The organism is Sphingobacterium suaedae (genome assembly GCF_042684625.1).
In the GTDB taxonomy this organism is placed as follows: Bacteria; Bacteroidota; Bacteroidia; order Sphingobacteriales; family Sphingobacteriaceae; genus Sphingobacterium; species Sphingobacterium suaedae.
In genome coordinates, this window is record NZ_JBHULR010000021.1 from 240,220 (window position 1) to 266,341 (window position 26,122).

General features: G+C 43.7%; 25 protein-coding genes. 11 read left to right on the forward strand and 14 right to left on the reverse strand.

The annotated features are described in order from the left end of the window. Window positions 1-6 precede the first annotated feature (6 nt). Complete coding sequence (locus ACFSR5_RS20315) at window positions 7-1,512, reverse strand: TPM domain-containing protein (protein WP_380906409.1); 1,506 nt, start codon at window positions 1,510-1,512, stop codon at window positions 7-9. A gap of 263 nt (window positions 1,513-1,775) precedes the next feature. Here ACFSR5_RS20315 and mutL point away from each other — a divergent pair, with 263 nt between their 5' ends. From mutL to ACFSR5_RS20335, 4 genes are read left to right on the forward strand one after another with little or no spacing between them, the layout of a single operon-like run. Next, entirely contained in the window at window positions 1,776-3,653 is a 1,878-nt protein-coding gene (mutL, locus tag ACFSR5_RS20320; RefSeq protein ID WP_380906410.1) for a DNA mismatch repair endonuclease MutL, read from the forward strand. Between the two features lie 21 nt (window positions 3,654-3,674). Then, window positions 3,675-4,385, forward strand: coding sequence for a rhomboid family intramembrane serine protease (locus ACFSR5_RS20325; protein ID WP_380906411.1), 711 nt, complete (start codon window positions 3,675-3,677; stop codon window positions 4,383-4,385). A 55-nt stretch (window positions 4,386-4,440) separates the two neighbouring features. Further along, the gene (locus ACFSR5_RS20330; protein WP_380906412.1) at window positions 4,441-5,322 is read left to right on the forward strand and encodes a rhomboid family intramembrane serine protease; all 882 of its coding nucleotides are present in this window, start codon (window positions 4,441-4,443) and stop codon (window positions 5,320-5,322) included. Further along, window positions 5,319-6,434: an endonuclease/exonuclease/phosphatase family protein gene (locus tag ACFSR5_RS20335; RefSeq protein ID WP_380906413.1), complete on the forward strand. Its 1,116-nt coding sequence runs from the start codon at window positions 5,319-5,321 to the stop codon at window positions 6,432-6,434. The genes ACFSR5_RS20330 and ACFSR5_RS20335 overlap by 4 nt, the downstream gene beginning before the upstream one ends. Window position 6,435: 1 nt before the next feature. Here the strand turns inward: ACFSR5_RS20335 and ACFSR5_RS20340 are convergent, their stop codons facing one another. Continuing rightward, on the reverse strand, window positions 6,436-8,040 hold the full coding sequence (locus tag ACFSR5_RS20340; RefSeq protein ID WP_380906414.1) for a S41 family peptidase: 1,605 nt from the start codon (window positions 8,038-8,040) through the stop codon (window positions 6,436-6,438). A 209-nt stretch (window positions 8,041-8,249) separates the two neighbouring features. Here ACFSR5_RS20340 and ACFSR5_RS20345 point away from each other — a divergent pair, with 209 nt between their 5' ends. From ACFSR5_RS20345 to ACFSR5_RS20360, 4 genes are all read left to right on the forward strand, one after another. Then, a complete protein-coding gene (locus ACFSR5_RS20345; protein WP_380906415.1) occupies window positions 8,250-8,819 on the forward strand; it encodes a hypothetical protein in 570 nt (189 codons plus the stop codon). Between the two features lie 94 nt (window positions 8,820-8,913). Then, window positions 8,914-10,311: a class II fumarate hydratase gene (gene fumC, locus ACFSR5_RS20350; protein ID WP_380906416.1), complete on the forward strand. Its 1,398-nt coding sequence runs from the start codon at window positions 8,914-8,916 to the stop codon at window positions 10,309-10,311. Window positions 10,312-10,315: 4 nt separating this feature from the next. After that, window positions 10,316-10,849, forward strand: coding sequence for a fumarate hydratase (locus tag ACFSR5_RS20355; RefSeq protein WP_380906417.1), 534 nt, complete (start codon window positions 10,316-10,318; stop codon window positions 10,847-10,849). Window positions 10,850-10,947: 98 nt separating this feature from the next. After that, the gene (locus ACFSR5_RS20360; RefSeq protein ID WP_380906418.1) at window positions 10,948-11,961 is read left to right on the forward strand and encodes a vWA domain-containing protein; all 1,014 of its coding nucleotides are present in this window, start codon (window positions 10,948-10,950) and stop codon (window positions 11,959-11,961) included. 92 nt (window positions 11,962-12,053) lie between these two features. Here ACFSR5_RS20360 and ACFSR5_RS20365 read toward each other — a convergent pair whose 3' ends face one another. Together ACFSR5_RS20365 and ACFSR5_RS20370 are read right to left on the reverse strand one after the other, a co-directional pair. Further along, entirely contained in the window at window positions 12,054-13,160 is a 1,107-nt protein-coding gene (locus ACFSR5_RS20365) for a toxic anion resistance protein (RefSeq protein ID WP_380906419.1), read from the reverse strand. Between the two features lie 3 nt (window positions 13,161-13,163). Further along, window positions 13,164-13,952: a hypothetical protein gene (locus ACFSR5_RS20370; protein ID WP_380906420.1), complete on the reverse strand. Its 789-nt coding sequence runs from the start codon at window positions 13,950-13,952 to the stop codon at window positions 13,164-13,166. Window positions 13,953-14,261: 309 nt separating this feature from the next. On the opposite strand from ACFSR5_RS20370, the gene ACFSR5_RS20375 reads away from it, so the two are divergent. After that, entirely contained in the window at window positions 14,262-15,266 is a 1,005-nt protein-coding gene (locus tag ACFSR5_RS20375) for an acyltransferase (RefSeq protein WP_380906421.1), read from the forward strand. A gap of 13 nt (window positions 15,267-15,279) precedes the next feature. Here ACFSR5_RS20375 and ACFSR5_RS20380 read toward each other — a convergent pair whose 3' ends face one another. Both ACFSR5_RS20380 and ACFSR5_RS20385 read right to left on the reverse strand, forming a co-directional pair. Continuing rightward, window positions 15,280-16,485, reverse strand: coding sequence for an MFS transporter (locus ACFSR5_RS20380; RefSeq protein ID WP_380906422.1), 1,206 nt, complete (start codon window positions 16,483-16,485; stop codon window positions 15,280-15,282). A gap of 101 nt (window positions 16,486-16,586) precedes the next feature. Continuing rightward, complete coding sequence (locus ACFSR5_RS20385; protein ID WP_380906423.1) at window positions 16,587-17,042, reverse strand: copper resistance protein NlpE; 456 nt, start codon at window positions 17,040-17,042, stop codon at window positions 16,587-16,589. A gap of 160 nt (window positions 17,043-17,202) precedes the next feature. On the opposite strand from ACFSR5_RS20385, the gene ACFSR5_RS20390 reads away from it, so the two are divergent. After that, a complete protein-coding gene (locus ACFSR5_RS20390) occupies window positions 17,203-18,090 on the forward strand; it encodes an alkaline phosphatase (protein ID WP_380906424.1) in 888 nt (295 codons plus the stop codon). 157 nt (window positions 18,091-18,247) lie between these two features. Here the strand turns inward: ACFSR5_RS20390 and ACFSR5_RS20395 are convergent, their stop codons facing one another. From ACFSR5_RS20395 to ACFSR5_RS20430, 8 genes are all read right to left on the reverse strand, one after another. After that, window positions 18,248-18,811, reverse strand: coding sequence for a nitroreductase family protein (locus tag ACFSR5_RS20395; protein WP_380906425.1), 564 nt, complete (start codon window positions 18,809-18,811; stop codon window positions 18,248-18,250). 62 nt (window positions 18,812-18,873) lie between these two features. Then, a complete protein-coding gene (gene pepT / locus ACFSR5_RS20400; protein ID WP_380906426.1) occupies window positions 18,874-20,133 on the reverse strand; it encodes a peptidase T in 1,260 nt (419 codons plus the stop codon). A 311-nt stretch (window positions 20,134-20,444) separates the two neighbouring features. Further along, a complete protein-coding gene (locus ACFSR5_RS20405; protein WP_380906427.1) occupies window positions 20,445-21,251 on the reverse strand; it encodes a DUF4197 domain-containing protein in 807 nt (268 codons plus the stop codon). A 74-nt stretch (window positions 21,252-21,325) separates the two neighbouring features. Continuing rightward, the gene (locus tag ACFSR5_RS20410) at window positions 21,326-22,159 is read right to left on the reverse strand and encodes an endonuclease/exonuclease/phosphatase family protein (RefSeq protein WP_380906428.1); all 834 of its coding nucleotides are present in this window, start codon (window positions 22,157-22,159) and stop codon (window positions 21,326-21,328) included. 4 nt (window positions 22,160-22,163) lie between these two features. Continuing rightward, window positions 22,164-22,925, reverse strand: coding sequence for a glycerophosphodiester phosphodiesterase family protein (locus ACFSR5_RS20415; protein ID WP_380906429.1), 762 nt, complete (start codon window positions 22,923-22,925; stop codon window positions 22,164-22,166). A 14-nt stretch (window positions 22,926-22,939) separates the two neighbouring features. Further along, window positions 22,940-23,782 carry a phosphodiester glycosidase family protein gene (locus ACFSR5_RS20420; RefSeq protein ID WP_380906430.1) on the reverse strand — a complete coding sequence of 281 codons (843 nt, stop codon included), beginning with the start codon at window positions 23,780-23,782 and terminating at the stop codon, window positions 22,940-22,942. A 55-nt stretch (window positions 23,783-23,837) separates the two neighbouring features. Next, window positions 23,838-24,485, reverse strand: coding sequence for an HD domain-containing protein (locus ACFSR5_RS20425; RefSeq protein ID WP_380906431.1), 648 nt, complete (start codon window positions 24,483-24,485; stop codon window positions 23,838-23,840). Between the two features lie 11 nt (window positions 24,486-24,496). Further along, entirely contained in the window at window positions 24,497-25,651 is a 1,155-nt protein-coding gene (locus ACFSR5_RS20430; RefSeq protein ID WP_380906594.1) for a THUMP domain-containing class I SAM-dependent RNA methyltransferase, read from the reverse strand. 70 nt (window positions 25,652-25,721) lie between these two features. Between ACFSR5_RS20430 and ACFSR5_RS20435 the strand changes: the two genes are divergently transcribed. Beyond that, window positions 25,722-26,096, forward strand: a complete 375-nt coding sequence (locus ACFSR5_RS20435; protein ID WP_380906432.1) for a DUF3127 domain-containing protein — start codon at window positions 25,722-25,724, stop codon at window positions 26,094-26,096. Window positions 26,097-26,122 lie beyond the last annotated feature (26 nt).

Here is a 26,122-nt window from a genome sequence, read left to right on the forward strand (position 1 = left end):
AGGATACTACCACCTCCCTCCTGCTCCGCCTCCACCAGAGGAACCGCCGCCAAAACTGCCGCCCCCGCTGCTTGAGGAGCTTCCCCCAGACGAACTTCCGCTGCCCGAGCTTCCACTGCTCGAGCTTCTTGTTTTAACCGGGATGATTTCTGTACCGAGGTCTTCCTCATGCTTACAAAAAGCACATTGATTGTACACCTTGCGGATGCCCGTGTTACTGTATGTTGCTGCTTTTAAAACTTTTGACGCCCGAAGCAAATAGGTCTTAAAGCCGCAGGAAGGGCAGACACGGTGTGTTTTAGCACCATCCCATCCGATCACACGTTGTTCAGATGTTTGTCTGTTCAGCCAAACCTCGTAGTATTTTGTTCCCAAATATTCTTCTTTTTGCTGCCCTGCACTAAGCATCTTTTTCAGCATGCCCGATTTAACCTCGTCTCGATTCACACGGCCCCAATTCCCAGATGCATCTGGAGGAACGAAACGGCCTTGCATCCGCCTCCATCGCCGTTGGAAAAGAAAAAGACCGATCAGCATCAATGGGCTTGCTAGATAAGGGAGCAGCGTTCGCCATTGAAAACGTCTGAGCGCATTTAGTTTATTTTCTTCGTCGCGGTAAGACTTTTTTATTGTGCTACGCACTTCATAAATCTTAAACATAATGACCCAGCTTCCCCATATCATAAAGAGATAAGGAATAGATGCCACGGTAAATAACGCTTCTGGATCACCTACGACGAAGGCGAATATCCAAAAAAGGATCAGACTGGAAAAAACCGTCGCAAAAAAGCCGAGCAGAAGTAGAACAAAGCAATTATTACATCCTTTTTTCTTCACTTTTACGCTGACGAGCATCTGTTTGCCTACCCGATGCACCCAATAATACAGCCCTACATACAGCAAGACAACCCATAGGGAGTTTTTCAAATGAACATTACGCAAACTGAAAAACGGGATTGCCTCGGGCATCATCCGTTCCAACTCGGCGCGTACATCTGAAGATAGGAGCGCTTGCTGTACTGCTTCCGACGCTTTCAACACGCCCTGATCGTAGTTACCCTCCCGAAAGTTCGGGACCAGGTGCTTCTCAGCAATGCGGTGCAAGTAAACATCTGGAAAAATAGATTCCATGCCATAGCCGGACACAAATCGATACGCGCGTCGGTCTTTAGCGATAAACAACAACAGGCCATTGTTGCGATCTTTCTTTCCAATGCCCCATGTATTGAACGTGCTTAACGCAAATTCAAAAAGGTCATAGCCTTCAAAATCATTGATTACGACAACAACATACTCCGCTCCGCAGCTTTTTTCAATCTTCGTCGATAGCTGGTTAAGCGATGTCTCTGTGGCGGGCGACAAAACAGCATCTGGATTACTGACGTAGAAATCCTGTCCATTTTTTTTAGGATTCGGCAAGGTTTGTAAGGAATACTGTGCCACTACCGAATCGGAGGTGATCCATGCTAAAAGACATAGAAGAGGAAAGAAAAGTATTCGTTTTTGTAACATCCTGTATTCCTTACGATTTTGTACTTCCTTAAAGTTGCATTTTTTTTATGAAAGTGTCTGTACTATGTCCACGAATAATACGAACGCCCTACCTGTTGGCGGATCAAAGGGAACAGGACACTTTTCCGGAAAAACGGCTATTTCAAACCTGGTGAACAGATTGTCGTCGGTATCATTTTTTGCTTTTTTGATGAGACATGAGGACGTCATATCTGGGGGCTACAATTAGAGATTCGCCATCATTTTTGTAACTTTGCTTTTGTATGTCAGATATCATTCAGTTATTGCCCGACTCGGTCGCCAACCAGATTGCCGCGGGGGAGGTTGTACAACGTCCGGCCTCCGCTGTAAAGGAGCTTGTTGAGAACGCTATCGATGCCGGAGCAGACAAAATAAAACTTATTGTCAAAGACGCGGGGAAGTCGTTAATTCAAGTGATTGACAATGGTTGTGGCATGAGTGTGACGGATGCGCGCCTTTGTTTTGAACGGCATGCTACCTCGAAGATACGAAAGGCGGAAGACCTATTTGCTATCCGGACGATGGGTTTTCGTGGCGAAGCTATGGCTTCAATTGCGGCCATCGCACAGGTCGAACTAAAAACCCGCCGAATCGAAGACGAACTAGGCACTATCGTTGAAATAGAGGGGTCGAAAGTAGTGAATCAATACCCCGAAGCATTGCCTGCCGGTACAACGATCTGTGTCAAAAATCTTTTTTATAATATCCCTGCCCGACGTAATTTTTTAAAAAGCAACTCGGTGGAAATGCGCCATATTATCGACGAATTTCAGCGAATTGCGCTGGCGTATCCGCAGATTTTTTTTAGCTTACATAGCGATGGCAATGAAATTTTTCATTTACCGGCAGAGACGTTAAAACAACGTATTGTTCACCTCTTTGGCAGCAATTATAACCAGCGCCTTGTGCCTGTGGAGGAAGAAACAACGATCATCGCTATAAAAGGGTTTATTGGCAAGCCTGAATTTGCGAAGAAAACCCGTGGAGAACAGTTTTTCTTTGTCAATAATCGCTTTGTTCGGGATCATTACCTGAACCACGCTGTTATGAATGCATATGAAGATATTCTTCCGGCCGAGACGTATCCGCTCTACGTTCTGTTTATTGACATTGACCCAGCGAAGATCGATATCAATGTGCATCCCACAAAGACAGAAATTAAGTACGAGGACGACAAAGCCATTTACGCCATCCTGCGTTCGGCGGTCAAGCGTTCGTTGGGGCGTTATAATATTACTCCCTCGTTGGACTTCGATCAAGAAACGAGCTTTAGCAACTTAATCAGCACGAAACCGCTAGATGAAATTCAGGCACCCACGATTTCGTTCAATCCGAATTTCAATCCATTCGAAGATGTCAAGAAGCCGACGAGTTCCCGCTCCTCTGCTTATGCCGCCGGTTTTGAGAAGAAAGCGGGGATTCCTCAAAATTGGGATACATTATATCAAATCTCGCAGCAGGAAACGGTAGAGCAATTGCCTTTGCATCCGGCGGACCGCGCCGCTGAAAAAACCGAACAGAAACCAAACGTGGCGACAACGCAGGATGCTACTAAGCAGTTTTTTCAGCTTCACAACCGCTTTATCGTTTCACAAATCCATTCTGGGTTTATGCTCATAGACCAACAAGCCGCTCATGAACGGATTCTCTTTGAACATTATATGGCACAGTTGGAAAACCACCAGGGAATCAGCCAACAAAGCTTATTTCCCCAAACTGTAGAGCTAAACAGCGCCGATTTTGCCCTCATGGAAGATATTTTGCCGGAGATACAGACGTTAGGATTTCAGCTTCGTCCATTCGGCAAAACCACATATATCGTTGACGGAATACCCGCTGATCTAGGCACGGGTATGAACGAGACCAAAATATTGGAGCAGCTTTTAGAAGATTTCAAAAACAATAAAGACGAATTACAACTTAATAAAAGAGAAAACTTAGCGCGAAGTTTAGCAAAAAATGCGGCTATTAAGCCCGGAACACCATTAGACAATCAAGAAATGTCCGAGCTGATCGATAAGCTTTTCGCGACGGAGTCTCCCAGCATTTCTATGTATGGACGTCCCATAATCGTAACGATTACCTTGCAAGAACTTATGCAACGCTTTAACAAAAATTAAATACCGATATCACCAACACATATGAATAACCTTTTTTCTAATTTAACACCGGTAGTAAAGAACCTATTGATCATTAATGTGATCTGTTTCATTGGATCCGCGATCTTTGATCAATCAACTCGATTCTTTGGCGTATTTTATCCTGATTCTCCATTTTTCCAAGTTTGGCAGATTATTACGTATATGTTTATGCATGGCGGGTTCAGTCATATTTTCTTTAATATGTTTTCGTTGGTGATGTTTGGGCCTATTATTGAACATATGCTCGGTTCGAAGCGTTTTTTAAATTTTTATTTAGTATGTGGTATCGGTGCACTGATATTACAATACGGCGTGCAAGCTATAGAAGTTTATCAGATTGCTGGAACCGTAAAAGCATCAAGTCTATTGAATTTCGACATGCTTAACAACCGTGTCTCCGCCAATTTAAGTGTGACGCAAGAGCAGTTTTCCACGTTGGTATCCATCTACGGGACACCACTAGTAGGCGCTTCGGGTGCAATTTATGGACTACTACTTGCATTTGCGTACCTTTTCCCGAACATGCCGCTCTACTTGTTTTTTATTCCGGTGCCGATTAAAGCGAAAGTATTCATTCCTATCTTGATCTTAATCGAAATATATTTGGGATTTTCGAGCGCGGGGGGATCAATTGCGCACTTGGCCCATGTAGGAGGAGCGCTTTTCGGCTATATTTTAATAAAAATCTGGGGAGTTCGAAAAGGTATTTAACAAGAACGTTGCTATCTTTGAGATGGTTAGAATTAAATAAGAACGAATATTCGATATGAAAGAAAGTGTGTTAAAAGCATTTTGGCGCGATACCTATCAGGGTCGTTCGCCTATTCCTTTTATCATATCTGTACAAGTTTTACTCTTCGTACTTATCCACCTTTTTGATTTATTTAAAGAGGTTGGTTTACTTCAGATCTCGGTTTATGACTTGGCTGTCGACCATTTGAGTCTACCTTTGTCCTTTAATCGGTTCCTTCAACAACCGTGGTCGATCATTACCTATCCGTTTTTGTACACAGGTCTGTTCGAACTCATCTTTGATTGTCTATGGCTGTATTGGATGGGATCGATGTTTCTTACATTTCTGAACAAGAGGCAATTCCTGTTTGTGTTTATTTCGTCGCTTATGCTGGGCGGAGCAGTCTATGTAGGCCTCGGTTTTATCTCCGCGCTACAACGTAGCGTGCAGGTGTCGATGCACACGTCGACCTTTGCCATCGGCGCACTTGTCGCAGCGGTGGCGACATTAGTCCCCCGATCTGAAGTGCGCCTGTTTTTATTTGGTAATGTTCAATTAAAAACGATAGCCATCATCTATGTCGCGCTGGAACTTATTTTTATTTCTCTAGTCAACAAAGCCGGGGGTGTATCGTTTTTGGTCATGGTCTTTTGGGGCATATTGTTTACACAGGCGCTCCGGAATGGGAAGGACCTCAGCCTCTTTTGGAAAGTACAAAAACGGAGCCGGCTTAAAGTCGTCCATAAAAATAAAATTCAAACGACGGCCTATCCTTATCGCCATCAATCAGACCTACCGAACCAAGAAGAGATTGACGAAATATTAGATAAAATTTCGGTAGGCGGCTACGAAAGCTTAACTTCACAGGAAAAAGAAGTACTGTTCAAAGCAAGTAAGGGTGATCGACAATCATGACAAAACGAAATCTCTTCCAAAAAAACCTAGGTATTTTCAGCAAAGTTATCCTTCTCTGCAACGTAATTGCCGTTCTTTTTTTGTTGCTGAGTTATGCGGCTTCTTTCATTAACCCGAAAACAATTTGGCCGCTTGCGTTTTTCGGATTAGGTTACCTTCCTATTCTATTGGTTAATATCGGTTTCGTAATTTACTGGCTACTACGGAAGCCTAAGTATGCGCTGTTCACACTTATTCCTGTTCTCGGCGGCTGGAGCTTACTTACCCAGCATATGGGTTTTCGAAGTAAAGAGGACCAAGAGCTTAAAACAGATAGCGGGATGCGTGTCATGACGTTCAATGCGCACCTCTTTCAGGTCGTAAAAAAAAGTGCGGATAAAGATGTCAAAAACGAGGTGTTACATCTTTTAAAAAAAACCGATCCGGATGTCGTATGTTTTCAAGAATATTTCTCAAAGATTAAAGGAACCAAGCAAACGACTCAGCGCATCAAGAAAGAAGTAGGCTTTAAAAGCTATTACTTTGAGCCCGCCATGAAAAGTGAACACGAAGGATATGGACAAATTATCTTTTCTAAGTTTCCGATTGTTCACTCCGGTGTCATTACGAAAAACGAATATGGAATTAACCGGATTATCTTCGCCGATATCGTAAAAAATAGAGATACGATACGGATTTACAATGTGCACTTACGCTCTTTTGGGTTACAAAGTGAAGACAAAGAATTTATTCAAAATCCGTCCACTACGCCTGCTGACGAACACGCAACCCGACGTGTCGGCCGTAAGCTCAAGTATGCTTTTGAACGACGGGGTCGTCAAGCCGAAGCCCTGCGTGCACACATAGACTCTACCCGCTACCCGGTAATCGTTATGGGCGATTTCAACGACACGCCTATGTCGTATAGCGTAAACCTCGTGGGCCGGGGGCTCAGAAATACGTTTAAAGAAAAAGGCCAAGGATGGGGTGTAACGCATTATGAAATGTTGCCCCTTTTTCAAATTGACTACATCCTATGCAGCAAGAAATTTGCCATTAATAGATACCACATTATCAAGGAAAAATTATCGGATCATTATCCGGTTTGGGCGGATATCGAGCTCGAAAAATAAGCTACGATACGGGCGGATCGAAAAGATCCAACGCTCGTTTGACAAATGCGTCACGGCGATTTTTCACTTTAAAGTATGCTTCTCTCCCAAAATAATACCGACCGACTAACGCTTCAATATCACTTTCGATAACAGCTCGTAGATCATTTTTCTTTCGATCGGAAATAATAAACCCTTCCGAACGGACAAACGCAATAAATGCTTGGTATTCACTTTCGGGTAAGTGATACCCTTGCAAAAAGTTCTCGATGGAATACGCCGGCAACAACTTGGGGAATCGGGTATAGACAAACTGCTCGATAAAACTATATTGTATGAGATCCTGGTAAAGCAGATTCAAGGCATTGGAATCCTGCGAGACATGTATATCGGGCAGAATACCTCCTCCGCTATACACTTGCTTGCCGGCTCCTGTTTTATAGGCTTTTCCGTGTGCGTATAATGTATCTAGCGCCCAAAGTCCGCGATACATTGAATTGAAATCGACCATGTTCGACCAGTTGGCCGTGTATTTTTTTTGAATGCTCCTTCCTAACGGCGTAAAATAACGGGCAATACTGAGGTTGACGGTTGATCCGTCCGAAAAATCGTATTGCTCTTGGACGATCCCTTTTCCATAGGAACGTCGTCCGATGATGATCCCTCTGTCCCAATCCTGTACCGCACCCGCTACGATTTCACTGGCCGAAGCCGTATTTTCATTAATCAATACGGCGAGGTCTCCTTGGTCGAAATTACCGCTCTCGTCGGAAAAATATTCCTGTCTCTCCTCGTGAGCCCCTTCGGTATACACAACTAGTCTACGATCATGAAAAAATTCACTGGCCATCCGAATGGCCATATGAAAATATCCACCACCATTATCGCGCAAGTCTAGGATTAGCTTTTCAGCCCCTTGCTTTTTGAGCTCGATCACGGCCTGACGAAATTCATCGCCTGTGTTGATTCCGAAACGCCGGACTTTCAGATAACCGATTCCGGGACGGATCATGTACACAACATCCAACGAACTAACCGTCACTTGATCGCGCACTACGGTTATGGGTTTCTCTAATTCTTGGTCGTCCCGACGCACGTGGATCTGAAGCGCCGTTCCGCGGCGCCCGCGGATCAATTTCTCGACTCGTTCTCGAGAAACATTTACTCCAGCAACCGTTCTGTTCCCTATTTTCAGCAGTTTATCGCCGACTCTAAAACCAGCCTTGTCTGCTGGGCCTCCTTGAATGAGCGACACAATCATGAGCGTATCGTTCAGATTGAAGTACTCCATACCAATGCCTTCAAAAGTTCCCTCTAGAATCTCGGTTTGGCGTTGTGCTTCGTTAGGCACCAAATAACTGGAATATGGATCCAAATGAGAAATAATATGATTGATGGCTCCATTTTGGACGGAATCAACATCGACACTATCCACATAAGCATTAGCGATTAAGTCGATAAGCTGTTGAATTTTCCAACTGTTATTGGACAGACCGATAGGAACCAAGCTACTTCCTGGTTTACTGCCTTGTTCATCCACATAGTTCTGTCCTAAGAGTATACCCAAAAGCAGCACAGCAGCATAAGTTGCCGCAACAAATATATTCCGTTTAGTGCCTTTTTGCATGGATAGTTCTAGGTTGCAAAATTAATATAGTTTTCTCAAATTATTGAATGTAAGTTAACAATGTATTTAAAGAAACACAATTGAAAAACGGTATTGTTCATAATATTTTCGTAATATTTCAGACAACATCCTATTTTTTTTCGTTGTCCCTGCGTATTTGCGTTTCCGATCAACTTTCTCTATGTTTGATTAGTTAATATACATGTACCGTGCACGAGATTGAGCCCTATTATAATTGGCGGGATGACTACATCGCGTCGGAGGATGAAAAGTCGCCATTTTATGGCGTAACCTACAGTGAGTTTGAATTTGACAAACAGATTTACAATTTTTTACTGCATCCGCAGTGGGATGACTTTGGTTCACAAACACTCTACCTAAAGATTTTATATGTGGATTACGAAAAAGGATTCAGCATCATAGAATTGATAGGCGAATGGAACGATGCCATCTATAACGATATCATGCTTTTAAAGCGGGAGGTGATCGATATGATGACGGCGGAAGGGGTGCATAAATTTCTGCTTATCGGCGAAAATGTGTTGAATTTTCATGGATCAGATGATTCATATTATGAAGAATGGTATGAAGATATCGATGATGGCTGGATTGTGGCCCTAAATTTCCGGGATCATGTTATACAAGAGTTTAAGACACAAGGTATTGATTATTATATACACTTCGGCGGAGACCTGAATTCGTTCCCGTGGCGTACATTGAAGCCGAAACAACTATATCACCACATACAGGAGCGTATAAACAAGCGTTTAGGTATGTAAAGGTATCGCCAGAGCAAGCAAGGTAAGCGCCTATTTGTCTTCGCTTCTCTATTATTTTCATTAACTTTGTTTTCAAATAAATACGTTTTAAATTATGTCATTCAGAATAGAAAAAGACACGATGGGCGAAGTTCAGGTTCCTGCGGATAAATATTGGGGAGCACAGACCGAACGTTCACGTAACAACTTTAAAATTGGCCCTTCGGCTTCGATGCCGAAAGAAATCATTGAAGGTTTCGCTTATTTAAAAAAAGCGGCTGCATTTGCCAACCACGAGTTAGGAGTACTATCTATTGAGAAGCGCGATGCTATCGCTGCCGTATGTGATGAAATTTTGGCTGGGAAGTTAGAGGATCAGTTTCCGCTAGTTATTTGGCAAACAGGATCAGGTACGCAGTCGAATATGAACGTAAACGAGGTTGTTGCGAACCGTGCACAGGTATTGGCTGGAGGAAAAATTGGCGAAGGAGAACCCGTATTGAAAGCCAATGATGATGTCAATAAGTCACAGTCATCCAACGACACCTTCCCTACCGGTATGCACATCGCGGCATACAAAGCTGTTGTCGAGGTCACTATTCCTGGCGTAGAAAAGCTACGTGACACCCTACAGCGTAAATCGGAAGAGTTCATGCAAGTGGTGAAGATTGGCCGCACGCACTTGATGGACGCCACACCCATCACATTAGGTCAAGAATTGTCTGGATATGTAGCTCAGTTAAATTATGGCCTGAAAGCGGTAAAGAACACGCTCGCACACCTTTCGGAGCTAGCGCTTGGCGGAACTGCTGTCGGCACAGGCTTGAACACGCCCGAGGGTTATGACGTATTGGTCGCCCAATATATTGCTGAATTCACGGGACTTCCTTTTGTGACCGCACCAAACAAATTTGAAGCATTAGCAGCCCATGATGCCATTGTGGAGACGCATGGCGCGCTTAAACAATTGGCCGTTTCATTAAATAAAATTGCGAACGACATCCGCATGCTTGCCTCCGGTCCTCGTTCCGGTATTGGAGAAATTTTAATTCCTGAAAATGAACCGGGTTCGTCCATTATGCCGGGAAAAGTAAACCCTACGCAATGTGAAGCGCTCACTATGGTCGCGGCACAGGTCATGGGGAACGATGTAGCCATTACAATAGGTGGGACACAGGGTCATTACGAACTCAATGTATTCAAACCGGTTATGGCGGCAAATTTTTTACAATCGGCACGCCTAATTGGTGACGCTTGCGTATCCTTCGAAGAACATTGTGCGATTGGAATCGAACCGAATCAGGCTCGTATTAAAGAGCTTGTCGACAATTCGTTGATGCTCGTGACTGCTCTAAACACCAAAATCGGATACTATAAAGCTGCAGAAATTGCACAAACTGCCCATAAAAACAATTCGACGCTAAAAGAAACCGCAATTGCGTTGGGCTATGTGACAGCGGAGCAATTTGATGAGTGGGTGAAACCAGAAGATATGGTTGGAAGCTTAAAATAACTAAGTGGCGCAACAACAAAAAAAAAATAAAATCATAAAAGCATGCCTATTCTCGCTAATAGGCATGCTCATTATTCCTATTGGCTGTGTGCGTCATTCGGAAATGCAATCCGAAGGTGCAGCTTATTTGCAGGGTGTTTGGATTCAGGATAGTATTCCTCATCAAGCAGACATGATGGATTACACCTTGCATCAGTTTAAGTTCATTTGCGATTCAATCTATACAACGATGCAGGTGCATGCAAAGACGCAGCGCATTTCGGACTCCTGTTATAAAAATGGACAGTGGAGCGAATATGCGAAAGCGGTTTACGTCATTCGAGGGGATAGCCTAATTGGTGAAGGAATCTACACCAAAGCAAACGGAAAATATAAGACCGCTGGCTGTTATCGGACGGGAACATACCTGCCCCGTTATCGTATTGCTTATCACGACGCTGATTCGCTCGTGTTGGAGAGCCGATTTGACCAAAGACCACTTGTCTTACGCAAAACGCAGGCAATCCGTTGCACCCCGAAACGCCGATGGGAGGATTGACCCGTGGGAGCGAGGTTCGGTAAATTACCTGTTTTGGTGTAATTTTTGAGACCGTATTAGACCTTAACTTCGTAGTATTAATCATTTTATATACAGCTATGATGACACTACGAAGAAAAATTTGGGGCGCATTGATCACGCTCGTCTTGATTTTACCGATATGTTCCTGTCAGAAAGATGACGATGAAGTGCCCGTGATCGAACCTATTGCAGACAACTCCCTGCCGTCTGCCGCTATTCTGAACATCGTGCTTCTCGAGAAAAAAGCGTCTGAAATACGCTTTCAAATCGACGTAGCAGTATTTCGGGATTCGAAAAACATCGAAACACAATTGAATGCAGGGCATTTCCAGATGGATACACTGCATCTTTTCGGATACGACCATCCAGTAGCCAATCAACATACGACATTTCACAATGGACAAGCAGCTTCTGCATACAGCGCGCTGATGTTGCTGGATCAGAGCGGAAGCATAACATCGACCGATCCAGACAACTATCGACTGGACGCTGCAAAGATTTTCTGTAGAAACTTAGGCCAAAACAGCAATGCAGCGCTCTGGAGTTTTGCGGGCAGCACGTATCATGATTTGGTAAAGTTTACCACGGACACGGCTTTGTTAATTCCTAAAATTGAAGGGTTGCGTGGTCAAGAGGGTGGCAGTACCCCATTGTACACGTCACAGTACGAAGCAATTCGATACACCGCGTTAGAAGGCAAGCGCCCGATAAAATCGGTTTTAACATTTACTGACGGCGAAGATACGGAATATGGCCGTTCTGCCCAAGAGGTGATTGATTTCGCGTTAACGGAGCATGTACGCCTGTATAATATCGGGTTAGGCAACGTGTCTGCTAACCTGTTACTAGGCCAATCGAAAGCTACGGGGGGAGCATTTATCTATGCGAAAGATGCGCAGCAGCTGATCAGCGTGTTTGGGAATCTGGGAAAGTTATTAGACGGGACGGCACAATTTTATCGCACACAATGGGTAGTTAAAGCTGCCACCGGTGATGTCTCGTTGGATCAGACTGGAGAAATAGACCATACATTGAACATTAGCTTTCCTTTTGGTGGAGAAATCGATGTTCCATTTTCTTTGCCGCTGTAGTCTATACGGTATAAACGGCGGCATGCCGGCATGAACAACGCTGATTTTAGAAAAAGTCAGCGTTGTTCATGTCTAGCCCGTTACATATGCTATTAATTGATTAATTTATGATCATCGCTAGCAGATTTCAAGACATGTGTCTTAAGTTCATTCTCCGCTTGTAACAGTTCTTGCTCTACCACTTTGCGTTTCTCGCGTCCCTCTCGTTGAATTTGCAACACTTGTTCGATAGTAGACACGATGTCTTGGTTAGCTTTCTTGATGGTTTCAATGTCCACAATGCCACGTTCGGTTTCTTTTGCTATATTAATTGTCGACTCTTTTAGCATCTCCGAATTTCTTCTCAGCAACTCGTTGGTTGCATCGGTTACTGCTTTTTGAGCCTCCAAGGCTCGTTGCGAATGCGCGATGCCAAGCGTAAGTACCATTTGGTTCTTCCACAACGGGATTGTATTGACCAAAGACGATTGAATCTTTTCCATGAGTGCAGAGCTGTTGTTTTGTATGAGCCGTATTTGCGGAGCTGTCTGCAGAACAACCATCCGTGTTAACTTTAGATCATGCACCTTTCGTTCGAAACGAACCACGTGTTGCTCCATATCTTTGTATGCCTGGATCTTATGTTGATCACCAGATGTTTCCGCTTCGGATTTCATTTGCGGCAAAGTTACGGTGTGTGCCTCCTGCAACTTCTCCTCCCCTGCGGCAATATATAAAGATAACTCTTTAAAATAGTCTTGATTTTCGGTAAACAATTTATCAAAAATATGCACGTCCTTTCCAAGGTTCTTATAGTGTCCTTCTAGCTTTAATTCAATCTGATGAATATTTTTTTCTACAGATTGATATTCCGTTCGCATCCGTTGCACTTTCTTTTTCATATTATCGAAAAAGGGAATCAACGGCTTTTTGTTGAGGTTTTCGTCGAACGACTTAATGTCCGAACGCAAATTGACCAATATATCTTCGGCTCCACCCATATCCTTGGTACGGACTTGTTTCAAGATTTCATTTGAGAAATTACTGACCTTGACTTGACTACCCACGCCATACTGAATGACGTCGGTCGTTGATGTCAGATTAATTTTGTCTTTGTATTGTTTCACCAATGCCTTTTCCTCTTCTGTGAAATTGACAGCTATTTCATTTTTTTTGTTTTCTTGGTTATCGTCGTATGTCGTTAAATCCAGATTCGCCATAATTTATTCGTTTAAAAGGTTTCTATTTCTAAGCGTTTGAATATAAACATCTGTTTCCGCAGATACATCGAGGATACCCGCTTTAAACTGATTAGTAACTTCCTGTTCAATGGCAATGGCTGCCTTTTTAATTACATCTTCTAGTTTTTTCTTTGATTCTGCCGTTACCGCGTTATTCAGTTTGGAATTTTCAATTTCGTCGTATTTCATTAGGACATTAACTACTGTTGAATGGCGGACCAGAAATTTTTCAGCTTCTATCTTATCATTCTTTTCCAAAAGTTGAAACAGATGTATAATTCGGTCTATGTTTTGATGGATAGCGCGATTATCGATTTCCTTTCGCCAATGGAGCAGACGTTCAATAAAGAGCTGGGGTGTATCCAATGTCGCTTGCGGCAATTGCTGTAGCCTTTCGCGAGATGAGGCAGTCGCTATCCACGCCAATGGTCTTATTTCGGCTAATTCTAAGCGTTGCAAGTAGGGTTTAGCTCGATTGAGAAGAAGGCCGTTACCGACAATATAAGAAGTTACGTACCCCCCCAATGTTAGGAGCATACCTTGTGAGATTGTCCCGAAAAAGACAATAAAGGAAGCGAATAAAGTCAATTCCACGAGAAGAAGCGCGACAGCAGTGACATACCAGGATCGTATTTTACTTTTTCTTGCTTGGGATAACATTACAAACGGGAATAAATGAACCGGTAACGGCACAAACATCGCAATCGATATAAATGTCCACGTCAATTGTTGGAGTTCCCAACGTTTAGGCTTTTTTGTCGCAAATCCCATTCTGCAATTTACTTATTTTTTTTCAAAGTGTATATGCGCCATTCTTGGCTTGCTTTCGGCGGATAGGTGAACCATTCTCTCGCGATTTCACCCCTCCTTTCGATAGCGTTCAACTCCTATTCCAACGTCTATCCATTCTGTTAATTTACCGATACATCTCCATACCTATGATTATTTTCTGCCAAAGTGACGTATTCCTGACGAATGTACAGCAGACACTTTGAAGCCGATCGACCTATTCAAACCGGTTCATGCTAAGCGGTTCACGCACTGCAGAAATCCGATAGAATAATTTTATTACCTTTAGCCATGCAAAGACAACCAATTTACTACATAAGCGCCCTACGTGTTCTGGCTACGTTTTTGGTTATTCTTATACACGCATCGACGGGCTATCTAAATCGGTTTTCAGCAGATGGTTTTGACTGGCACTATGCGAATATATTGCATAGTTTTTCCCGATTTTCGGTACCCTTATTCGTCATGTTGTCGGGAGCGCTTTTGTTACCCAAGAACGAAGATACTTGCTTATTTTACCGTAAACGAATGATCCGTGTTTTACTTCCATTTCTATTTTGGCTGGTTGTATATCTTGTCTATTATTTTTATCGCTACACCCCTATTGATGTATTACTCGCAAGCCGTATAGTGGAAATTAGTTTGGACAAGCTCTTGCATGGACCTAGTGCTCATTTATGGTTTCTCTATATGATTCTGGGTCTTTATCTTGCAGTACCGTTTTTACAAAAGATCGTCGTTCAGGCATCGCAAAAGGAAATCTTAATTTTTATCGGGCTTTGGATGCTTTCCCTGCTGCTGTTGAACAAAAAAGTCGGGTCATATCTTCCCTCCCTCGACCTTACATTTTTTTCTGGATATGTCGGCTATCTCGTTTTCGGATACTATTTAGCAGCACGAAACATTGCTCTACCCATTGCCGTAAGCTTGTCCCTCGTAGTATGCCTAGGAGGGCTGAATACTTGGGGAACCTACCTATTGAGTTTACAACAAGGGGCGTATGATCCTGCGCTATATAATTATCTCGGGTTAAACAATGTCTTATTGGCGGGGTCGGTTTTTTTGCTTTTTAAACAGTTAATTCGTCGCCCTATCCCTCGGTGGGCACAAGCCGTAGATTTGTACAGTTTTGGAATTTACCTGATCCATATTCTATTGCTGAACTACATACATCCACTCATAATCGCTCCGACCGTGTTGAAAGTACCAATTGCGGCTTTACTGACCTTGGCGCTAAGCATCCTGGCCATATATCTGCTTCGCAGGCTTCCGTTTGGAAAATACGTGAGCGGTTAAGAATCTAGCCAATTTAGCTGTCTCCCTTTTCTACATCCATCGTCACTTTCTTTGCCCATACTACATGTGCAATCCATGCAAGAATGCTAAATGTTGCGCCTACGGCACAAACACCGTCCCATCTTCCGAATTGCCAGGCCATCCCTGCTAAGTAGGTTCCCAGAGCCCCTCCAATGAAATAGCTTACCATGTAGACGGTGTTAAGTCGGCTTGTTGCATTGGTTGGTATTGAAAAGTAATCTGTCTGATTCATGATGTGCGAACTTTGTAAGCCCAGATCAATGAGCACAATACCCAGAACCAAACCTATATATGTTGCTCCTCCAAAATAGATAAATCCCCAACTCCCCACAACGATTAACAGGGAAAAATAAATCAGTTGATACGTTGTAAACCGCTTATTTAGTCGTCCCACAAACGCTGCCGCTAACGCCCCTACAGCGCCAACGAGGCCAAAACTGCCGACTATCGATGCCCCAGCATAAAAAGGAGCTTCTTCCAAATGAAAAACTAACGTGGTAAATACGGCGGACATCGCCCCAAATGCCATTGCTCCGCGGAACGATGCGAGTTGCAATCGCGGTTGTGAGCGGGCGAGCTTTCCGACCGATCGCATGAGCGACTGATAGGATCCTACGAAATTCGGTCTCACCTCCGGCAAGTACATATACACCAACAGCCAAGCAACAAGCATTGCTCCGGCGGCAATGTTGAACATGGCCCTCCATCCGAAATATTCGCCGACAATACCGCTGAAAAAACGGGATAATAAAATTCCCATTAAGAGTCCTGACATCACCAATCCTATGTTGGAGGACTTTTGCTCGGGAGCGGACAACTCGGCCGTCATGGGGACGAATATCTGCGGAATAACTGACGTGACACCAATAAGGAAGCTAGCAACGAACAAAAGCCAAATCTCTTTCGCAAAAGCCATGAGCAGGAGCGCGCCGACAACGAATGCCAGATCAATGAGGATAAGCCGTTTGCGATGCACCTTATCCCCTAACGGCACGATGAACAGAAGTCCAGCCGCATATCCCAGTTGGGTAAGAACCGATATTTTACTAACAGCGGATTCCGTGACCCGAAAATCCGCAGCAATCAGCGCTAGTAGCGGCTGATTATAATAATTATTGGCGACTACGAGTCCCGATAGAATAGTCATTAACCATAATATCCACGTGGTAAGTTCCGGCGTTTCTTTGTTTGTGTGCATCTTGTATCCCCGAAGATGCAATAATACTGAATTAATTACACTCCCGTATCTGCTGATCTTTTTTAGTAACCATTTTAAAAAAACGCGCCGGCGCGCGTTTTCTATTTGTCTTTCTTTTTGTATATATAATTTTCAGCCAAATCACCGGTAATCATACGTCCATCTTGATCGAGTTGAAAAAGCTGGTTTTCTCCCACCTTCAGTTTGATATCAGTTTCTTTCCCGGTTAGGTGTATGACAGATCCATGGTCGTGCCACATCAATTTCCCAGTGTCCTCCACTTTTAGATCCCGATCGAGGTATTCGCTGGTCACCTGGAAGGTCTCGTCGTCATGTAAGATAATCGTTGTCTTAATTCCCGGACAATCTGCACAAGGAATCGTACCTTCATACGTTCCTGTCCAATCCAAAGAATTTTGAGAAGTATGTACGGTATCCTGCGTCTCGGCAAGTGCTTCATGAGTTGTCGAATCCGTGACCATTTTATCAGATGTCGTTGGCTGCGTGCACGAGGCAAAGCCTGCGCAAAGCAAAATCATTGGAACAAAATTTCTCATACTGTTTTTCTATAGCACCTGCAAAATTTTTGCCAGTATTGATTCTTTCCGCGGAGGCTACGTTGGTTATTTTAGCCAATCGATTGCGCTTAATTTAATAGGTGTATTTTTTTGTTTACAGATCCTAAACTATTACATTCGATCAAGTAAACCAAACGTTATGAAACGACTTTTTCCTTTTGTATTGTTGATGCTTTTGTTGCCATCGGCTCAGGCACAAGTCAAAAAAGCTAAACATATCATTCTAATTGGCTGCGACGGGCTTGGTGCGTATGCCATTCCGCAAGCCGACATGCCTCATGTAAAGGCCTTAATGTCGGACGGGGCCTGGACACTGAAAGCACGATCGGTATTACCTTCGTCGAGCGCCGTGAACTGGGCATCGATGTTGATGGGAACAGGCCCCACTATGCACGGATATACAGAATGGGGGAGTCAGACACCAGAAATCCCTTCTATCGAACAAAACCGCTACCGGTTATTTCCCAGTATCTTTGGTGTTATCCGTGAGCAGAGACCACATGCGAAAACAGCCGCCGTGTATAGCTGGCCGGGCATAGGTTATCTTATCGAGAAAGATGCTATCAGCACAGTGGTATCCGCCAATGACAATGAAGACCTTTGCACAGAAGAGGCGATCCGTGTCATTAAAGCAGAAAAGCCGATGTTCATGTTTATTCATTTTGATGAGCCTGATCATACAGGTCATGCTGCTGGTCATCGCACCGAAGCATACTATACTAAACTGACAGAGGTAGACGCTCGTATTGGCAAAATAAAACAAGCGATTAGCGACGCGGGCATTGCGGATCAAACGATCCTAATCGTCACCTCGGATCATGGCGGAAAAGACAAGGGGCATGGTGGTAAATCACTGGACGAAGTCGAAGTGCCTTGGATCATGCACGGGGTAGGTGTCAAAAAAGGTACTCCATTGAGCAGTCATATCATCACCTATGATATGGCGACCACTATCGCGTGGATCTTAGGGATAAAGCCCCCTCAGTCTTGGCGAGGGCAAGCAATTACCGAAGCGTTCGCGAAATAACATCGTCTTAAAAGAAGCGGAAAACGTATAACAACGTAGGTAAAAAATCAATTGTCGAAATGACAGGATTTTTTCGGTTGCTGGATGGGTCTGTTAAAAACGGGGAAAGAACCCTCACGTCACCACCTGCGACGGAGGGTTCCTGCCTATATCTTGCCTACTCTTCCCAACGAGTTTTATCTTCAATTGGCGATCGGACGGGCTCCCGTGCTTCGCTCTGGTGGTGTCCCAGATAAAAGAGCCCAATACACTTCTGGTTGTCTGTCAAGCCAAGAAAAGAGGATAAATGATTAATCAAACCAGGAGAAGCCCAATAACCACCCAATCCGAGTGCGTGTGCCGCTAGCCACAAATTTTGTACTGCACAAGAGGTTGCCGCAAGCTCTTCCCATTCTGGAAGCTCGCCTGTATAATTGACAATTATAGCGATTGCCACGTTGGACATCGTCGCTTTTTTGGCCATATTCAGTTCGGCAACCTCGGTATATTTTTCCGGAGGCGTGACCACTTTATAAATCCGGCTCAATTCAGCACCTAATCGGTTCAAGCCCTCTTTCCGAAACACAACAAAACGCCAAGGCTGTGTACGCTTGTGCGTGGGAGCGGCATTTGCGGCTTCCAGTAGCGTTAAGATATCTTCTTTTGTTACCTCTTGATCGGTAAAGCTATTTTGATTCACCGTCCTACGGTAGTGTATTGCTTTTAAAACTTCGTTCGACATATCGTTCTTTTTTAAAGAGTTTTTTTGATTATTCTTAGTTTTGTCGGTATGGTTATATAGCGTTACGCTTGTTCTTCCCAAATGTTGGCCACGTGAAGAATCGTCAACACAGCTTTTTCCATATCCTGTCTGCTTACCCATTCCATTTTTCCGTGAAATGCATGACCTCCGGCGAATACATTCGGACACGGAAGTCCCATAAAGGAGAGCCGAGATCCGTCTGTTCCGCCCCGGATACTGCGACGCTCAGGTGTTAAGCCTACGCGACGAATTGCTTCCAATCCTATTTCCATAATTTGTGGATGCTGATCCAGTACTTCTTTCATATTCCGGTACTGCTCCTTGACGATAAATTCATACGTCACGCCCGGAAAACGATCCACCACTTGTTCGACCACTTCTCGCAACTCCTGCTCATGCTTACTCAAGTTGGTGGTTTGATGATCTCTAATGATCAAATCAATTTCCGCTCGATCGACACCCCCTTGGATATGGTTAGGATGTATGAATCCCTCTTTTTTTGATGTCGTCTCGGGCGATAAACGATCTTGCGGAAGTTCTGCGACGATACCAGCGGCAACTTTCAAAGCACTTTGCATTTTTCCTTTTGCGAAACCAGGATGTACCGACACGCCATTGATCACGATCCGCACCCCATCCGCAGAAAATGTTTCATCTTCAATAGTACCAGCTTTCTCCCCGTCCATGGTATAGGCAAAACGAGCCCCCAATTTATCCAAGTTCACATAGTTTACGCCTCGTCCGATCTCCTCATCGGGCGTAAACAAAATTTTGATTGTTCCATGTTTGATACCTGGGTTTGCCATCAGCAAACGTGCCGCATCCATAATCTCGGCCACCCCCGCCTTATCATCGGCACCAAGCAAAGTGGTACCACTTGCCGTAATGATATCGTTACCAAGCTGATTTTTAAGATCGGGGTGTTCGACAAAACGGATAACTACAGAAGGATCATCCGGAAGCTCGATATCCTGTCCATGGTAGTCGGCGTGCATAATAGGCTTGACTCCGCTCCCCGAGCAATCCGGCGAAGTATCGACATGCGAACAAAAACAAATGACGGGTACTTGCTTATCGGAATTGGACGGGATTGTGGCATACACATAACCAAATTCATCCAGTTCAGCGTCTGTAATACCGAGCTGTTGGAGCTCTTCCACCAAAATTCGACTCAAGTTTTTTTGTTTTTCCGTGGATGGGAACGTGGTTGAATTCGGATCAGACTCTGTATCGATTTGTACGTAACGCATGAAGCGCTGCGCAACTTGAAAATCCTGTATACTGTTAATGTCTTTAATCATTTTTCTTTCGCTTTTGTCCGTTCAAAAATAGGAAGTTCTATGCGATTACCGATATCTTAATATAACACACTAATTAACAAATAGATGTAAACAATGGAGTCTACAATGCGGTTCGTCCTCCGCCCTTATTCGTATCCAATGTGTCTGTATTCGCCCTACGTTTCACCGCAGAATTCATGTAGGTTAGTGGTTCAACACCGTACTGTTGGTATAAACTTCTCTGTCATTTAAGGCGGAAATGACGCAGAATGATTTAACTAAACTGGACTACATGGCACGTAAAATAGTGCTAACCAGCTTAACGGAATATATTATTTTTGCCCGTCTACCCAACCGAAAACCTTAGCAAGCAAGTCTGTGGTACGGGAGCCTCCCAAGTTATCCCGGATCTTCAACTCTTGATCGGCTACCTTGATAAAAAGTCCGTCGATTGCTCGTTGCGTGACATAGGCGGCCAGATTGGTTTCTATCTTGTTTGCTGATAAAGGCAATTGATTGTAAGCTGTCGTTAATTGAGTCCAATATCCTGACACGTTGTTTTTGCCCATAGCAGATTCAATTATTGGGCTAAATCTAGTCGTCAATTCAGTTGTCGTATTTGTTTTAAAATAGCTCGTGGCCGCGTCTTTCTGTCCACTCAGGAGAATGGTATATGCATCCTGAATGGTCATCTTCGACAGGGAATTTACAAATACAGTTCCTGCTTCGCTTACTGCAGTTTCCGCCGCCCTGTTCATGCTGGCAATAAATTTATCGCATAACGCGCCCATGCCGACCGCACGCAACGTTTGTTCGACCTTTTGGGCTTCCTTGGGCATCAGAATCTTGACAGCAGCATCGCCCAAATATCCATCACGCGCCGAAAGGAGGTTTATACTTGCTTGCAACCCGTTTCCCAAAGCTTGCTTAATGGCATTGTTTGCCTCGGCTTTCGTTACGGTGCCGCTGCGAGGCGTATTTGTGTTTGTTTGTGAAGAGGCTGCCGTTGTGCTTTTTGTTGTATCTCTACCTCTCCCGAGTTGCCCAAGTATATCTTTCAACGATACTTGCGCTTTCGCCACACTAAAATTGCTTAGCAGAAGAACAACCAAACTGATTTTTAAAACGACTTTTATCATGATCCATTTTTTTCTTTACAAAGTAAAGAAATTATTTACGGGTGCACTTTAGAATTACGTAAAAATAACATTTGTTACCAGGCCAGAACACTCACTATAGGAAAGTGATCGGACGGGAATTTTCCGAGGTAGGTATCTGTTAGAATTCCGTATTTATGCACCGTAAATGGTTTCGTAATAAAAATATGATCTATGCGTCCCACTGGTTTTAAACTTTTCCCCCAACCATTAAACGATGAGTTCGGTTCGTAAACAATCCTCGCCACATCATGCACATCCTGTACAATACCACTTTTTGCAAGTGTGAAATAAGCTTCATTATGTTCATCAATATTGAAATCACCGGTTAAGATCAGCGGTAGATCTTTAGCAAACTGTTTAGCTTTCGCAAGGATGAGTTTGGCACTTTCGCGTCGCGCTTCTATCCCTACGTGGTCGAAATGTGTATTCATGAAGATGAATTGTTTTCCGTTTTCCTTATCTTCGAATACTCCCCAAGTACAGATTCTTGGCAATGCCGCATCCCAGCCTTTATTCGGACGTTCTGTATCCGACGCGGATAACCAAAACGTACCATCTTTTATCTTTTTAAAACGATTGGTATTGTAAAAAATGGCGGAATGTTCTCCCTTCTGCGCGCCGTCATCTCTTCCTACACCAACATACGCAAAGCTTGGCAGTTGGCTTTTCATATCCTGCACTTGTTCGTAAAATCCTTCTTGGATCCCGAAGATATCGAACTCATGAAATTTGATCAAGTTGGTCAGCGCCATTTTTCTATCGTCCCAAAGATTGCCTGTGTCTGACGTTGTTTTTAGGCGTATATTGAACGAGGCAACCGTCAGGTCTTGGGCCAACAGGCAACCACCTATCATTACCGATAACGCGGCAAGAAACAGTTTTTTCATAGGATTACTTCTTTAATAACGTATTTAACAATTCCGGTTCGTCGGTCGTGATGTAATCGATACGTTGCTCCATAAAGTAACGCATATCGTCTTCTCTATTGACTGTCCAAACATTCGTTTTCAACTTGAGTTTCTTTGCTTCGGCTATCCAGGATGGATTTTTTTTGTAGACCGACAGGTGATAGTCTAGTCCACTTAATCCAGCCTTTTTTATTTCTTCAGGAGATTTATCACCATTGAGGTAATGTACTTTCGCTTTTTTGTCCAACTCATGCAGTTTCAAACAGGCTTCATAACTAAAAGCAATATATTCGACCTGCTTTCCGGCTTTGAGTTTCTGAACTAATGCTACCGCCATTTCAGCGGATTTCAACGTACGCTCTGTTCCAAGCTTATTGGTTTTCAATTCGTAAATAAGTTTCGTTCCCTGTTGTTTCAATCCTTCTTTCAGATATGCTTCAGCTGTAGGAATTTGTTCTCCGTTGGGATGTTTTTTTGTCAACAGCTCTTCGTAGGTCGACGTGGCAATATCCAGACCATAGAAGTCATGGTCGTGGTTAACGACAAGGACATCATCTTTGGTTAAATGCACATCAAACTCACTGCCCCAAGCTTCTTGTTCAACAGCTTTGTCCAGCGAAGCCAATGAATTTTGTGGTGCTTGTGTATTTTTCCAAGCCCCGCGATGTGCAATCATTTGTGTTTGTGCAAAAGAGGCGAAATGAATAGCTGACAAGAGTGTCAACACGACTACTGTTTTTCTCATTTTTTTCAGTGGTTCTATTTGATATAAATAATATTTGCAACCGGCCGTTCGCCCGCATGGTCGAACAACTTGTTATCAGACGGATGGTTAACAATCCCCGTCGTTGACATACCCCGTATATACAGCGAACTGCTTCCTCCTCCATCCAAGTTCATAGCGTCTTTAGCGCCTAACCAAAATAATACGTCTGTAAGCTCGTGTAAATTCATACCGTGCGCCTGCCTATTTCTGCCATCAACGACTAGTAACAGTAATCTATTGTCTTTCGTTATCCCCATGGCGGTTCGTGGATGCCTGTTGTCATTAAAAGCGTTTTTTAACAAGGTGTGTTCTTTACCGTCTTGTAACAACAGCGGGCCTGAAAGTAAAACATGTGGATAACGGGCACGTTCATAACTACTGTCGTCTGCCAGCGTTATTTTTAGCGATTTCCGCGACACCAATAATAAAGCATTTGCCCGTGTACTGGGAGCCTGTGTATGATTGACGATCTTTCCATCGACCTGGATAAAATCTACTGCACCGCCCTTTTTCATATCAAAAAAGCCGCCGTTAATCGCGGCCAATGCATCGTATTCTTTGGCCATATCCGACGTTTTCCGTAATCGTTGGGATTCGGCAGCCAAGTTTAGGCGGCTCTTGGTGTTCCGGAGATTTATTTCGATTAGGTTAATCTCTTGTTCGCTATTAAAAAGATCCGTAAAGTGCGCCTGTTTCCAGACAACCCCCTTTGCTAAGATGGTGGTTTTCCATACGTGCGCATTAAAAGCGACCGAATCAGCAGCGGTCTGCGCAAAGGACGCACCTGACGTGAAAATCAGGAAATAAAGAAAAATGATAAGCCGGCCGTTGCACATATGAGGTTGATTTTGCACAACGAATATACCCAATTCAAGTTAAGAAAATATTAATTCATCGCTCTCCGGCCCATTCTCCATAAAATTGTTGCAAAAAATCCTCCATAAATGCGTGACGACCGGCAGCTATTGTTCGGCCTGTTTCTGTATTCATTTTATCTCGCAATAAGAGCAATTTTTCGTAAAAATGATTAATGGTAGGAGCTTGAGTGTTCTTGTAAGCTTCTTTAGACAGGTTTTGTTCGATGGGTACGTTGGGATTATGGATTTCCCGGTTCTTGTATCCCCCGTAATTGAAGGCTCTGGCAATACCGATCGCACCAATTGCATCCAACCGATCAGCATCCTGCACGATTTCCAATTCTTTAGAATGAAAATCCACTTCGCCCAACGATGCTTTGAACGACATGTTTCGTATGATTTTTTGTACATGTTCAATAACCGTTTGATCAACGCCTATTTCCTGTAGAAATTCGCCGGCAATACGGGGGCCGAGGGTTTCATCACCATCATGAAACTTGCTGTCGGCAATATCATGCAGCAATGCCGTCAGTTCGCAGACCAACCGATCGGCCTCTTCCGTTTCGAGAATAAGTTTGGTATTGTTCCAGACGCGTTCTATATGCCACCAGTCATGTCCCGACTCCGCATCTTTTAACGTATCCCGCACAAATGCGACCGTTTTCTCGATAAAATCCTGCATGCTAAGGGAGGTTATTTTGTTCCTTCGTAAAGTTCATATTGTAGTAATCTGCAATCCAGCTTACCGTTGAAAAACTCAAATCTTCGGGAAGCGCGTAATCCAATTTTTTTGGCCAAGTCGGGATTTCCTGTAAAAATATAGCCTCTGTATCCTTTGCACTCCTGCTTCATAAAATCGCCCATCCGTTTATAGGTTGCTTCCAGCTTACTATGGGTTCCTAACCGCTCACCATATTCTGGATTGAACATAATGACACCATCTTGCTTTGGAATAGTAGTTTGTGCAAAATCGCAGACCTCAAACTCAATTAAATGTTCTACTCCTGCTGTACGGGCATTCAGCTTTGCAATTTCAATCGCTTCACTCGAAATATCGGAGGCGATGATCTCGGGAAGATTTGTTTTATCGGTTTTTTCCTTCAATAAACGGCGTTCTTCAAAGAACACTTCATCGTTATAACCCACTACGTGCATAAACGAATAGTTCATGCGCTGCAGCCCCGGCATGCGGTTTTGGGCCATGAGTGCGGCTTCGATGGCGAGCGTTCCTGATCCGCACATAGGATTGACAAAGGGCGATTTCCCGTCCCACTTTGTCGCCAAGATGGTCGATGTGGCCAACGCCTCTAACATGGGAGCCTTTCCGGGATGCTTACGGTACCCGTGCTTGGCCAGTGTCTCGCCCGAGGTATCGAGGAATATTTCGGCCCGTTCATCCATCCAATGTAAGTGAATGACCGCGTTGTTGAGCTCCGGTCCTGTATTTGGTCGAAGACCTTTCTTATCCTTAATCCGGTCCACTATGGCGTCTTTTACTTTAACGTTTGCGAACAAGGGGGTCGTTATCGTCTCGTTATGCACATGGGAAGTTACCGAGAAATAACCATCAAAAGGCAATAGATCTTCCCACGGAATGTCTACTAGATTTTTATACAATTCGTTCGCATTGTGTGCTCGAAAAGATTTTATCTCATACAGTACTTGACTGGCCACGCGCAAATTTAAATTTAAGCGTATACAATCATTTACGGAGGCTTTAAGCTCGACACCGGTATTAAACGAGCGTACAATTTTAAAACCTAACTCACTGACTTCCTGTTCCAAAAACGGGGAAAGGCGCCGATTACAGGTAAGAATAACTTTACGGGGATTGTTGAAAACTTCCATCATATTTTTGCAAAGTTACTTATTCTCCTTAGCAAAAAATGCTTAATTTTACAGTTTAATAAGTTTTGATATGGAAATAAGAGGAAAAGTTCATGAGATAGGAGCTACGCAACAAGTAACGGAGTCTTTTAAGAAGAGAGATTTGATCGTTGCGTACGCCGAAAACCCACAATTTGTAGAATATATTCGTTTTGAATCTACGCAAGATCGCGTTAACATATTTGATAATTTGGCTATAGGGGATGAGATTGAAGTATCCTTCAACCTTCGCGGCCGTCCTTGGACGAATAAAGATGGTGTTACGACGTATTTCAACTCATTAGTCGCATGGCGCGTAACGAAGTTAGCAAACGCGGGTCAATCAGCACCTGCACCGGGATACGCAGATATGCCTCCTGTTGATATCTCATCATCAGGTGCTGACGATGACGATTTACCATTTTAATCCCTGCATAACAATTCGTTTGAAAC